Here is a 14,650-nt window from a genome sequence, read left to right as displayed (position 1 = left end):
CTAAATTAGGCCGTAAAAATTTGTTATATATTTAATTATTTTTAACCTGGTCGGCCTGTTAAACTTCTCTGTAAGTGCATTTATAGTCATTATAAAATAAAATTATGCGGTGTTCATTCTCTCATGCTAGCACCTAGAAGTGCTAATTACTATTGTTTACTCATTGCATATTAATGAGGGCTAGGCATCTCTCTAGGGACAGCTAGCCATTTAGCACAAATATAAATTCGCTACTGTGCAGAATCTCTATCTACTCATGCAAAGCTATCAATCGTACCAATATTAACTATTTTGTATATAGTACGAAATAACTTGGTAAACTTTAGTAGTTATCAAGTGCTCGCGAGATTTAGGATTTTATTTAGAGGAGATCAGTAAGTTACTGACTTTGTAATAAGTCCTGCGCCCAGCCAGTATAGGCATAAAAGATATAGCATGCTATCATATAAAAATTCTAAACTAGAATATTCTTGAGCCATGGAAAACACTCAATACATTACAAAACTTGGTGGAGCATAACTAGTGTCAAGCCATCGGTTAAAATTGTACTTTCACTAAAAAATTGACACCTGACAGCTGCTGCGTTTAATGGATACACTTAGAACGAATACAAAAGCTTATTAATGTGAAAACTTGCGCACTGATAATATAAGCAATTTAGTATTTTAGTTATAACTTTTTTAAAGGTACTATTGTAAATCAACTGCCACATACACTTTTGAAATCTCCAGTTACCGTGAGATCATCACAACCAATACGGCAGTGGTTTTTTAGACTTTTTACCCAGCGGCGCATCATCTGCTGCCAACATTGCCTCGTAACGTTTTTTATCTAGCTGCACTACTTCTATCTCACGAATCACACTACATACATTTACCAGCTCTTTTGGCTCATCAAATTTACCGGTCAAAGCACTAGTCGGGTGCAAAGTGCCAGCTGCGTAAAGTGCCCACATTTCCTTGGCGTACTGAGTATTCTTTAATTCTGGAGCAAAACGTCCGAAATAAGCAGATATGTTGCCTACATCTCGCTCCAGAATGCTAAACGCATAATTATTACCAACAGCATCCATCACCTGGGGCAGGTCGATAATCACTGGTCCGGTCGTGGTCAATAGTACGTTAAACTCAGATAAATCACCGTGTACTAGACCAGTGCATAGCATCAGTACAATCTGAGAAATTAAAAAGGCATGGTATTCACGTGCCTTGTCCGGCTCTATCGCTACGTCATTCAGCCTCGGTGCTGCAGCGCCATACTCGTTAGTCATAAACTCCATAAGCAGAACGCCATCAAGGAAATCATAAGGCTTAGGTACGCGAACACCAGCACTAGCCAGGCGAAATAATGCGGCTACCTCGGCGTTTTGCCAAGCATCTTCGGTTTCTTGCTTGCCAAACTTAGAGCCTTTAGCCATAGCCCTAGCCAGGCGGCTATTACGTATTTTACGACCTTCCTGGTATTTAGACATATGACGAAAACTGCGTTTATTAGCTTTTTTATAAACTTTAGCACAACGCAATTCATTGCCGCAGCGTACCACATAAACAGATGCTTCTTTACCACTCATGAGTTCTCGCAGCACTTCATCAATCATACCATCTTCGATCATTGGCTCAATACGTTTAGGGGTCTTCATCGGCTTTTATTATGAGTCCTTTATTACCAAATACATATATATAGTATTAAATAACGGTAATCAGCTTACCTATGTTGGTAGCTACTAATCTTTAGTTATTCAATAGCATACTGAATATGCTAATTTTGTTGGCAAACAATATGTGATGTTCGTTGTTGCTCGTTAACTACTGGTAACGCAAATTGAAGTAGTGCAGGTTAATGATAATACGGTTGCCAGGCACTATAAATTAACGCTGTATTCATGGTCTTCCCAGGCTTTGAGCACGTATAACGCTAAGTAGCAAAACTTAATATTTGCATCAATAGTCATCAAATTTTTTGTAGCATCAGACTAACTCCTAGCTAGTAACTTTGACACCTCTTACACCCGTCATTAGTAGTATCGAGATATCGACGATAGGTAAACTTGCTATACTTGCTATACTTGCTAGGATACAATCCTAAGTTATGGAGTAGACAAATTTTTTTTCAAGGTTATGGCACAGATTATTGTTACAATTCAGACAAAGAAAACGTGTGAAATCGTCACTGTATTATATAATATAAAATAGAATTTTTCTAATTACTTTAAATACTATTTATTTGACTCTATACGAATAATTAACTAAATCTACACGCTTAACTCACAGAGCCCGCTCATGGAAAGGCAAGCGTACATTTTTACATTGCGTATTAATTACGAATTATGGCGGTCAAAACAAAGTTGCACAAGACTTTTATAAACTCACTATAAATTTGTATGTGATCGTCTTACAGCAGAACTTTGTATAGCTTATCATTCATGCCACTAACGCAATTTAGCATGCAACCTGCCCTGGGCTAAGTTTTATTGGCTATTATTAGTGCTACTTCTATAATAACATGTTTCTACGTTGATTACATATTATAGGCAAGTGCTTATAGCAGTAAGCGTACATAATGCGTATTCATAAGTCACGTTAAAATGACTGGAATGCCTGAACGCCACTCCAGTAACCTTACTTCAACGAAAAATTGACAATGTAGGCCATTAAGCCCAATTAAGTCTTTCATGGCAACAGCTAGAGGCACCTTATTACTCACTATAGTATAGGACCTATAGAACTGACAAAAGTAACAACCAACAATAATTACTACTGAGAGTAATTGAAGCACGCAAAGCTACCTTAAGGTTTACAGGTCATGTCTCTAAAGACCACGTCAAGGCTGAATGGAGCGATTTATACCTATTCATGATCTATAAATTGAGCTACAGTTTTTGAGAGTGTTTTATAATAAACTTCAATAACACTAACCTTGCATTAGCCAAGGTTAGTGTTATTAGATAACGCACACATCATACTTATGCAGAATATATAAACAAGTTCTTGCTTGCCTCCAATGTAAAAATTTAAATCGAGCTCAAGAGGTTGTTAAATTGGCTAAAATACGTCAGCAATATTCAAAATATTGCTTGACAGGTAGTGACTACTTACGTAAGTCTTGCACGTGAAGTGCATATATACATTTTAAGCAACAGGAAACATTGAATATCCATATTACTTTATGCTATCCATTTTAGATGGAAGCAAACTTAACCCTCTCGATTACATTATCTCTATTAATAACTTTATGTATCTAAATTATACATCTCAAGTAGAGCGTTACAAGTGATAAAACTTGAGTTTTAGCATAATCACATAGATAAATATGTCGCTATACTCAGCAATAATCAGAGGTCAAACACAATCAAAATCGTTCTAGTACAACAAACTTAATCATTAACACTTAAATTTAAGTAACGTTGTTGGAAAATAAGTACTACACTGACGCCGTTTATAGCGATAGACCAAACTTACTACAGCAACGGCTGCAGCGGACATCATAAAAATATAACGACATTTTCTTTTGCTGCAGTTACCAGATACACAGGCGGTCGCCTGCATTAGCCTCGACAGGCTCGGAAACAATATCAAACTCATCAGTCCTTTACCGGCTGAGGGCTTATCTAGATTAGTGGCGGATTGATAACTAACTCTGATTACGATCTAAAATACTGACCATACTAACAGTATATTTAGTGCTGCGAGTGTAATTGGTAGCGTAGCAAGTAACAATTAATCATAAGTTTAGCTAACGATAGCGTAGATGTTACAGCCACTACTGTCGTAGTCAACACCTTGCCTCAACAAACTAGCTATCTATATGATGCTCATAAAAGCCTCTAGCCTCTGGCTTTTTTCATTTTATACCCAATTTGATCAACTCAACTAATAATAATTCAATGTCATCACCGTAGATCCCAATGACCATACTTTTCAATGCAACACTGGCAGCACAACGCTTTTTTAGCGTAATAGCAAACTTTTTTGAGCATCTTCAATTATTAGTACACCGGTGATAGTAATAATTGTCTTACTACTGTACGTCTTTTACTCTCGCGCTACAAACGAACAACTCCGTTATTTTTAAGGATCTTAGTTTATTCGAAAGCAAACAGATCTATTGACTGATACATGCTAGCTCTATGCTGAGCTATGATGCTCGGTAAAAAGATACTAGAATACTTCTAGTAGCAAAGGATGTAAGTTTGAGAGTCACTGATAATCTTCATAATTTATCGGTATTTGCGAAATGGATTTGCCAACCACTATACTCTGCTTTAACATAGATAGCGCTATTAAACTGCAAATGTAGTTTGCATAAACGTTGTTTTAATTTGGGATGATCTCAAGAGATAAAAACCGCGTTTCAATGACTTCATTCATCTATACCTGCAGCTGGTTATTACTTATTGGCTAAATAAGATTTAAAGTAGAGACGGTTATCATTTTTCCTTACAATAGGAAGTAGCATACTCGAGACCATGCTATATCACAAATTAATGTACTTCTTTTCAGATCTTTTCAGATCTCTAGCAGTTCATTTAGCTAACTTTATATACATAACCACCCCCTCTAAACAAATTAAATAAGAAGATAAAGATGTAATAGCTGATCAAACAGCAGTGATGCAAATCAAAATTAAACGAAGTAGATAGAAGGTCGTCTAAACAGACAAAGACAGCAATATTAGCGCGGCATCAGAGGACACTTAGTGCACAACCTAACGGTTAGCCTTGAGAAGCAGTTCATACTACCCCTGCTTAAGAAGCTGACGCAAATCTATCACTGCAGCGTTTGCCCGAGAAATATAATTAGCCATGACTAACGAGTGGTTAGCAAGGACACCAAAACCACTACCACTTAAAATCATAGGACTCCAAACAGGTTCCTGCGAGGCCTCCAGCTCACGAATAATCTGACGCACGCTAACAGTCGCATTTTTCTTGGCTAGCACATCGATAAAATCTACTTCAATAGCGCTAAGCAAGTGATATAGTGCCCAAGCTTGACCACGCGCTTCATAGAATATGTTGTCAATCTGCATCCACGGGGTTTCTACAACTTCGTCATCAACCTGCGACACTTTACCAGACGCAATTACTTCAGGTTTCAGTGCGGTATTTAGTTGAACCTGACCAACACTAGCTGATAGACGTTGCGATAGCGAACCAAGACGAGTGGCCACATCACCTAGCCAATTGTTTAAGTTATCTGCACGCGCATATAGCAATGCATTTTTCTGGTGTGGATCAGATAGGCGCGCTTCATAACGACTTAAAAAATTAATGCCATCCTGATATTCTGACTCGCTCGCTGGTAGCACCCAGCTTTTATTATCAAAGTTGAAACGCGGTTCAGCATTAGCTAAATCGGTATCTTCAGCCGACTGCGACTGTGAACGGGCGAAGTCTTTACGCAGAGCGCGGGTTAGGTCACGGACCTGCACCAACACACCATATTCCCAACTAGGCATGTTATCCATCCACAGGCCTGGAGGGAAGCGATCATTAGAAATGAAGCCACCTGGCTTATTTAGTAAAGTACTAACGACGGTTTTGAGAGTGTCAACAGTGATGCAGCCAACAACTACCTGCTTTTTTTCCCTCTCAACGACAATTTCAACGTCTTTCTTAACCGGAAACAGCGCTGGTTCTTTACTCCAATACCAACCCAGGCTACTAATGATCAATAGATATACAACCAATACACCAAGGAAGACTTTACTTATCAGAAGATGGATTGACTTTGAGTGGGTAGCTGGGTTTTTAACCATACCTGCATGGTTTTTCCAATCTAGCACAGAAATATCCTTTCAGTCACTTTAGTTAATGCATACCAATTGTCAAAATGCAGTTAAATTCTCTAATCACAACCATACACTATCATGCATACGACAAATGGCTTTTAATTAATTAAAGTGGTATATAGAAAATGCTTTAGCATATAAGAAAAATGTTTCATACAGCATAACCTACTGTCTATATTAAAAAAACTTAATAGCGCAAACTTGTATTTATTCTTAGCGCATAACACTGAATGCCTGAAAAAGCAGCGCTAATACATATAACTATCAATTCTACCTCAGCATGCAATGTCAATAAATATTCAAGATATGATAAAGCCACAAGACCTCAACTATGAGCGCTTAAACATTGTTTTTTGTTCTCTAGAAGAAAATTTATCAAGAGCATAAAGTTCTTGAGGTTTAGCTATACCTGTAACGCAGAGAATAAGTAAATGTGGCTTTGTCCAAACTTAGCACAACTAACTTGCACGCATTGCGTTTTGCTGAGCGCTTTAAACAGCCGTAAGAGATTGGCTGGCACAGTACATCAGTGAATTTATCAAGATAGTCAAGAGATTTATGCAGCCAAGGATTGAGCTTAAGTTTACCAGATGAAGCCTTAGAAGTCCCAAACAGAAGCTAGTGCTGATATTTTGTTTACAATAAAATTGACATCTACTACTCGCTTATTTGCCATGCGAGTAAATAACACAGAGCTGCATACTGGTATTCTAGAAGCTTTCAGTTTGCTAGAAAAATAGATATTTTGATCTATACAATCCAACACGCACTCCATGGCAGAGTAAACCGTAGACAGTTTACTTGCTAAGGCGTTACATGCCGAACAACTGCGTAATATCAGTATTGTTATAAACACTTTGATCTAATCAATTTAAACAGTAGCCAGGCTAGTAGATTTACAGCCGCGCCTAATCATCTGTCTGTCAGCTACATGCAATTTAAATAAGCAGGTAAATATCTCAAGCTATTTTAGCCGATTACTACCGCGCTTATCCGCAACCCCTACAGAACAGATAATATACGACAACTACACCAGTACTACACTAGCACGCGGCAATATTAAATAATATTTTCTTTACATTTATTTATACTAACCTTAAAACCTTATTATTAATAACTAAATTTTTATACTAATACTCAAAAATTATGCACAATCATTGCTAATTGTGCTACTTACTGCACAAAACTAGACATTCACAAAAATTTTACAGTATAGCCGCTAAGCTTTAACATATCTACTTAAATAACAAAGGAATAGCCAATGGCTACCTTGCTAGTTCTGCACGGACCAAATCTAAACCTGCTTGGCACTCGTGAATCTGAGATCTACGGTACAGTAACACTAAAACAGATCAACTTCGATTTAGAGCGACAGGCACATGAAGCAGGCCACCATTTATTTTGCCTACAAAGCAATGCCGAGCATGAATTAATTAATTGTCTCCATACCGCACACAGTGAAGGCTTAGACTTTATCCTGATTAATCCAGCAGCTTTTACGCATACAAGCATTGCATTACGTGACGCGCTACTGGCAATAAACATTCCATTCATCGAAGTACATTTATCAAACATGCACAACCGAGAAGCTTTTCGCCATTACTCTTACTTCTCTGACTTAGCAGTAGGAGTAATCTGCGGACTTGGTGCCAGCGGTTACCGGTTAGCACTCGAGGCTGCTCTGGAACAAATTAAACAGCTAGCCAAACGCCACCTTACCGACCCTTAGGAATTGAGGATTCATGGATATCCGCAAAATTAAGAAATTGATTGAATTACTAGAAGCATCCGGTATCGATGAGCTGGAAATAAAGGAAGGCGAAGCGTCCGTACGGATTAGCCGTCAAAGCAAGGCATCAGCCCAGCAGTTCTACGCACCGCAAATGCAGGCAACGACTGCTGTTGCTCCAGCCGCCACACGAGTCGCAACCGCTACAACTATGCTGAACAGCGTCGTAGTTAGGTCGCCAATGGTTGGTACATTTTACCGTACACCAGCACCGACCTCACCAGCTTTCGTTGAAGTTGGCACGACTGTACAGGTAGGCGACACTATCTGCATCGTTGAAGCCATGAAAATGATGAACTATATCACTGCTGAAACATCTGGCATCATCGAATCCATCTTTGTAGAAAACGGTCATCCGGTTGAATATGACCAGCCACTGCTTACTATCGTTTGAACCATAGGGTGTCTTCCGATGTCAAAACCTACGAAGAAAATGCAAAAAATCCTAATAGCCAACCGCGGCGAAATTGCGCTACGTATCCTGCGTGCTTGTAAGGAAGAGGGCATCAAGACTGTCGCTGTTTACTCGACTGCTGATACTGACTTGATGCACGTGAAACTGGCAGACGAAAGCATCTGTATCGGTCCACCATTAGCTACGAACTCATATCTCAAAGCTTCAAACATTATTGCTGCCGCTGAAGTAACTGGCGCTGATGGCATCCATCCAGGCTATGGCTTCCTTGCAGAAAATGCCGATTTCGCTGAGCAGGTAGAAAAATCTGGTTTCACTTTTATTGGACCAAAAGCCGAGACTATTCGGCTAATGGGCGATAAGGTGTCGGCTAAAGCCGCTATGATCGCTGCTGGTGTGCCAACTGTTCCAGGCTCTAATGGCCCATTACCTAAAGATAATGCAGCCGCTATGCATATTGGTCGAACAGTCGGTTACCCAGTAATAATCAAGGCCACTGGCGGTGGTGGTGGTCACGGCATGCGCGTCATACATAAAGAAGAAGACCTGATCGAAGCTGCGAAGCAGATTTGCTCCGAAGCGACGGCGTGGTTCGGTAACCCAATAATTTATCTGGAGAAATACTTAACTAACCCACGTCACGTAGAAGTGCAAGTACTATCTGACGGCCAAGGTCACGCTGTCCATCTAGGCGACCGCGATTGCTCACTACAACGTCGCCATCAGAAAGTATTAGAAGAAGCTCCGGCACTTGGTCTAGCCGAAAAAGCCCGTCAGGAAGTACTGGCTCGCTGCGTCAAGACGTGTATTGACATCAACTACCGTGGTGCCGGCACTTTTGAGTTTCTTTATGAGAATGGTTGCTTTTTCTTTATAGAAATGAACACTCGTGTGCAGGTAGAGCATCCAGTTTCAGAGATGGTTACCGGTATCGATATCATTCACGAAATGTTAAGCATTGCCGCTGGCAATGCACTGTCCTTTACCCAAGACGACGTAAAAATTCACGGCCATTCCATGGAGTGCCGAATTAACGCCGAAGACCCAAAAACTTTTACTCCAAGTCCAGGCTTAGTCAAGCATTTTCATGCACCAGGTGGCAATGGTGTTCGCATTGATTCGCACTTGTATAGCGGCTATAAAATTCCATCTAACTATGACTCGCTAATTGGTAAACTAATTACTTGGGGCGCTACTCGAGACAATGCCATGGCTCGTATGCGTAATGCGCTAGACGAAATAGTAGTAGACGGCATCAAGACTAACATCCAGCTGCATCGAGATTTAGTTCGTGATATAGGATTTTGCAGAGGTGGCGTGAACATTCACTACTTAGAACACAAGCTAAATAATTAGTAAACGCCCAACCACCCCATCATAACACAGTTAATCTGTAAAGGCTTTGTCGTTCATAGAATATGAGCCTAGCATTCTACAAGACCATGTGAACGCTAGCTTATCTGCAGAAGCACAGAATTAATCAAAGTAAAAACCTAAGCAGCATCTAAGCGAGACAAATCAATCTCGCTATCAGCCTACAACGAGTCATCACTCACAAGGAAGATTTTTTAAAAAAATCAATACAGTATCAGTCACTTTGATTGACGCTGAGGACCAACTAATTTTCTAATTAGAACTTAGCACTGCCTCATGTTCATTATAGTCATACACCTACTAACTAGACTTATTCGAAGATAGCAATAGTACCGTTTACTATACCAGTTAGGATATGGTTGTTCTTCAGTAGCGCGTTTTTTTGTTGAACTTTACAGTGAAGCAATTAAAAAAACCAGTACAAATAACCAAGCTAAACAGATCACGTATGGCCCATACGCTTCGATTTATACCTGTAAAACGTAGTAAGCAAATTTGCTGCGTGTAGCCGAAGGCAGTCAACTGACTGCTATGATCGAGTTTAACTCTAAATCATAAGTGCTACCTCACATCATACCATAATATGCCTACAGTAGCTAGGCGACCTAGACTGAAATAATTGTAATGTGTTAGATTTTAGCAATGACTCATGGAACTATAACAATTGCCGTATTACGGCTAGACGCCACTAAAATCGATAAAATTAGTATCACCTATATCAAGATCAGCACGCTGGTAGCGCTTTAAGCTTGATAAATATCAAAGTAGCGCATTAACGAGCATCAGCGAAATATTTATTATACTTTTTTATAGATGTTTATATATATTTCCATAGACAATATTGATCTGGATAATAATCAAGCTCTGAATTATAGTAACAGTTTTTTATCGCCTCAGCACACTGCGTATGCTTATTGGTTTGACTAAAAATCATTTATTGTATGCTAAATATCTAAACCAGCAGCAATAAAAAAATAATTTTTTGAATGTTATACAGTTTAGTCTTTATCCATTCATCTAGAACTGGTATTATACGAGTAATTTTTAATTTTTAAGGAGCAACCTCTACAATAGAGGTATCCAATGTAAAATGAGTATGCATCGGCTTTTGCATACAGCAAAACAGCTTTATCTTCGCCCAAATAGCAAAACATTGCTAAGCCGCTCTTACATTAACAACAGCAAGAGTTTAGGTGCTGCGATGGAGCTAATAAACTCTAAAATAGTTTCCAGCGAAATTAGTTTATAGAACACCAGTAAATTACGGATACTTTTAATATATAAAGATAATCTTTAAACTCTGCTCAGTATAGATCACCAGTAATAATGCACAGACACTCAAAGGCATGGCCAAAGCCAATGCAGAATTAACGTGTCAATCATTTATATCAATATTGGCTACCAGATCAAGAAGATATACAACAAAGCTACTAATTAAGCACTGTTAAAAAATTAACAGTCAAAATAGCCAAGATTTGGCAGGCTGTTATTGCTAGAGTCAATGTACAAGTTACCACGAACATTTATACAGACTACGACCTGGATAACAAGCATTAACTAATGGTGACGAAACTTGCTAAATTAGCAAGAGTTACAGAGCTCATCGTACGTATACCTATATATGTTAACCTTGCATACACTGATGTATGTTAAGTACAAAGCTATTTCCACAACAACGCAGGCAGTATTAATACCGGCCTGCATAATATAGTGGACATCAACCAAACTGAGAATAAGCCAAAACACGCAATACGCAACCGATGCCAATTGCCATCTAAGTCACCTGGCTACCTAACAGGTAGCGATAATTTTTATGTGAAATTAAACATTTTTGAGTGCTAATCTAGTCTTACTAGCACCGTGGTTGATCAAAGTAAAACGTATTTCAGGAGAGTATTTGGTCGCCTTACGTGCCTATATATAAAGTATAGATTAAAATACACGCTACTTGCAAGAATACCGATTAACATCTCGTAAACTTGCCTAGCGCTAAGAAGTTTCTTGGCCACTTTAATTGTTTGAGTGATACAAAAGCTATAATAAGCAAGCTTTCATAAGTTTTTTCAGTGAACACTACAAAAGCCTGGAGAAAAAAGACAAAGAGTGGAGCAAATTTGGCTGCATTATGATGATGATCGAAACTTTAGTGAGTGAAATAACACCAGTGAGCGACAACGTCAATTTGAAACAGTACCTCAATACGCCTAACGAAGAAGGTCAAACTCTTCGTAGGAGCGTCAAAAAAGCTCTACACAATTATTTTACTAACCTTGATGGCGCTTCTGTCAAAGACCTGTACAGCCTGGTGCTCTCCGAAATTGAAGCGCCTTTGCTTGAAAGCGTAATGGACCACGTCAAGGGCAACCAGACAAAAGCTAGTTCCATGCTAGGCCTTAATCGTGGCACTTTACGCAAAAAGCTCAAACAGTACAATTTGCTGTAAGCATTCAATCGAACTAAAAAGGTAATCACATAAAAACGTATGCATTTTGCTGACTATTTTGCTTTTAATGGAAATTAAAATGACTGACCAAATCACCCGCTTACCGATACGCCGTGCCTTGATTAGCGTCTCGGATAAGACTGGAATACTCGAGTTTGCCATGGAACTGAACATCCTCGGCATAGAAATCCTATCCACTGGTGGGACCTTTAAACTGCTGCATGACAATGGGGTAGCAGCAATAGAAGTCGCAGACTACACTGGTTTTGCAGAAATTATGAATGGTCGAGTCAAGACACTGCACCCGAAAATCCATGGAGGAATCCTGGGTCGCCGTGGTATTGATGACACTATTATGACCAAACACGGCATAAAACCGATTGACCTAGTGGCCGTTAATCTTTACCCGTTCGAAACTACCATTAATAAGTTAAGCTGTGACCTGCCAACTGCCATCGAAAACATCGACATCGGCGGCCCTAGCATAGCTCGCTCTGCAGCTAAAAACTATAAAGACGTAGCCGTAGTAATTAACGCTAGCGACTACGCCACAGTGCTTAAAAACATAAAAGCTGGTGGACTTACCTATGCTCAGCGTTTCGACTTAATGCTGAAGGCTTTCGAGCATACAACTGCTTACGATGGCATGATTGCTAACTACATGGGCACTGTGAATCAGGCTGCTCAGACCCTGAGCACACAAGATAAAAATCAATTTCCTCGCACCTTCAATAGCCAGTTCATCAAGGCTCAAGAAATGCGCTACGGTGAAAATCAGCACCAGAGCGCAGCGTTTTACGTAGAAGCTAAACCAGCCGAAATAAGTATCGCTACCGCGACCCAGCTGCAAGGCAAAAAACTCTCTTACAACAATGTGGCCGACACTGACGCTGCACTGGAATGTGTAAAGAACTTTGCTAAACCGGCCTGCGTAATCGTCAAACACGCTAACCCATGTGGCGTAGCTATGAGCTTAAACACTGAAGGAGGTATCCACCAGGCATATGCATTAGCTTACGCCACCGACATTGAATCAGCGTTTGGTGGTATCATTGCCTTTAACCGCGAGCTGAATACAAAAACCGCGCAAGCGATCATTAAGCGTCAATTTGTTGAAGTAATCATCGCACCATCCGTCAGCAAGAAAGCCCGCGCCATAGTTGCCACTAAAGATAAAGTACGCTTGCTAACTTGTGGCTCATGGTCTACTGAACGCGCTGCTGCCTGGGACTATAAACGCGTCAATGGCGGCTTACTAGTACAAAATCGCGATATCTATATAATTAGTAGTAAAGACCTGAAGATTGCAACTAAACGCGCTCCAACTGAGCAAGAAATCAACGACCTTATATTCGCCTGGACAGTGGCTAAATATGTTAAATCTAACGCTATTGTTTACGTCAAAAACTGCCAGACTATCGGTATTGGCGCTGGCCAGATGAGCCGTGTACACTCGGCACGTATCGCCGCGATCAAGGCTAAACACGCTGGTTTACGAGTAGAAGGCTCTGTAATGGCGTCAGATGCATTTTTCCCGTTCAGGGATGGCTTGGATGATGCCATTAAAGCCGGTATTACCGCTGTGATTCAACCTGGCGGTTCGATGCGTGATACAGAAGTCATAGCTGCTGCCAACGCAGCGAACATCGCAATGGTCTTCACGGGTATGCGCCACTTCCGCCATTAATAGATCTAAAATCAGCATGGGCTTTTCTGTAAAAGCAAAATAAGATTAGATACTACAGGAAACCTCATACCTATAGTATGCTCAAGAATTTAATTTCATCTGAAAAATTCAATTTCATCTAAATTTATTTAAGAATAAATGTCTTAACTACTGAAACAGCACCGATCAATGCACCGTATCTTAAAAAAGATAAACAGCTATACATGCATAGCTATCCGTTCGGTTAAGTGTAAGCCTATGTAATTTACTAACTACATGTCGCTCAATATGTAGTTAGGGCATACCTCGAATCTAAAAAGTTATTTTTATCTTGGTGCAACTCAGCGTCACCATGTATTTTATGGTTAAATTGCTAACTATGCTATACTCTACTTATTCTTAACCTAGGCCTTAGGATCAGCACTGTTAGCAATTGCCCAATAGAATGTTCTATAGGCTGTAGCGTAATGTTGATAGTATCTGGTTTATACCTCTTGGTAGGACTGCCTTGCGCGATTAGTTATAGGCAAGCTATTTTGCTACATTGAAGCGGTCGTCGTTCTATGTGTTTTAGCGTAATCTACGTGTAGTCATCACTTTATGTAACAATGCATGTTACTGGTTATGAGCTAATTAATAGGTTTACAACCTGTAATTAACTTCTTCCTTCGACAAGCAATACCCATATAGATACAGAATTAGCTATGGGTAAAGGTTTAGAATAAAATACCAGAGTCAGTCAATAGGCGCTAAACCTTAATACACAAAGCTAAACAAAACGCGTCATGAACCACGGAAAACGTACATATGCTAATGCTAATAAACATATAACCAACAGTAGCCATGCATTTATATTTTACCGTGGTAATTTTGCATTTAAAGCAAACAGTCAACCTGGTTAATGCATACAAGATTAAGCCTAGCTATATAGCATCACTTTTTTTCCACTACTGCTGAAGACGCATTCATCCATTGAAGTATTTGCTAACAACCCACGCAACAACGCTATTCCTGCATGAGAATAAGACCCTTGGCTAGTAAACCAGCTTAGCTGCCTGATAGATATTTGCTAACACAGTGAGCTATCAAAAGCTGTGATCCGGCGATAACTTGGTATTAATTGTTGAATGTTAGCGCATTTTATGAATTAAAACCTGACCTTACTTTAGGTGC

The 14,650-nt window shown here is 39.6% G+C and carries 7 protein-coding genes; 5 read left to right on the top strand and 2 right to left on the bottom strand.

Going from position 1 to position 14,650, the window contains the following annotated elements; genetic code table 11:
- Nucleotides 1-745: 745 nt before the first annotated feature.
- Together C3B55_RS01125 and C3B55_RS01120 are read right to left on the bottom strand one after the other, a co-directional pair.
- Nucleotides 746-1,639 (bottom strand): PA4780 family RIO1-like protein kinase, encoded by an 894-nt coding sequence (locus C3B55_RS01125; RefSeq protein WP_129210720.1) that lies wholly within the window; start codon nt 1,637-1,639, stop codon nt 746-748.
- 3,095 nt (nt 1,640-4,734) lie between these two features.
- Nucleotides 4,735-5,784 carry a DUF2333 family protein gene (locus tag C3B55_RS01120; protein WP_457912683.1) on the bottom strand — a complete coding sequence of 350 codons (1,050 nt, stop codon included), beginning with the start codon at nt 5,782-5,784 and terminating at the stop codon, nt 4,735-4,737.
- Between the two features lie 1,267 nt (nt 5,785-7,051).
- On the opposite strand from C3B55_RS01120, the gene aroQ reads away from it, so the two are divergent.
- The 5 genes from aroQ (at nt 7,052) to purH (ending at nt 13,498) form a co-directional block, all read left to right on the top strand.
- Nucleotides 7,052-7,519, top strand: coding sequence for a type II 3-dehydroquinate dehydratase (gene aroQ, locus C3B55_RS01115; RefSeq protein ID WP_129210718.1), 468 nt, complete (start codon nt 7,052-7,054; stop codon nt 7,517-7,519).
- Nucleotides 7,520-7,532: 13 nt separating this feature from the next.
- Nucleotides 7,533-7,973, top strand: coding sequence for an acetyl-CoA carboxylase biotin carboxyl carrier protein (gene accB / locus C3B55_RS01110; protein ID WP_129210716.1), 441 nt, complete (start codon nt 7,533-7,535; stop codon nt 7,971-7,973).
- Nucleotides 7,974-7,991: 18 nt separating this feature from the next.
- Nucleotides 7,992-9,350 carry an acetyl-CoA carboxylase biotin carboxylase subunit gene (accC, locus tag C3B55_RS01105; protein WP_129210715.1) on the top strand — a complete coding sequence of 453 codons (1,359 nt, stop codon included), beginning with the start codon at nt 7,992-7,994 and terminating at the stop codon, nt 9,348-9,350.
- A gap of 2,140 nt (nt 9,351-11,490) precedes the next feature.
- Nucleotides 11,491-11,811: a DNA-binding transcriptional regulator Fis gene (gene fis, locus C3B55_RS01100; RefSeq protein ID WP_457912706.1), complete on the top strand. Its 321-nt coding sequence runs from the start codon at nt 11,491-11,493 to the stop codon at nt 11,809-11,811.
- Between the two features lie 79 nt (nt 11,812-11,890).
- Nucleotides 11,891-13,498 (top strand): bifunctional phosphoribosylaminoimidazolecarboxamide formyltransferase/IMP cyclohydrolase, encoded by a 1,608-nt coding sequence (purH, locus tag C3B55_RS01095; protein ID WP_129210713.1) that lies wholly within the window; start codon nt 11,891-11,893, stop codon nt 13,496-13,498.
- Nucleotides 13,499-14,650: the final 1,152 nt, after the last annotated feature.

The sequence above is a fragment of the Candidatus Pseudomonas adelgestsugas genome (assembly GCF_004124255.1).
Lineage (GTDB): Bacteria > Pseudomonadota > Gammaproteobacteria > Pseudomonadales > Pseudomonadaceae > Aquipseudomonas > Aquipseudomonas adelgestsugas.
Note: the sequence above shows the minus strand (reverse complement) of the source record. Positions and strands in the feature narration are given on the sequence as shown.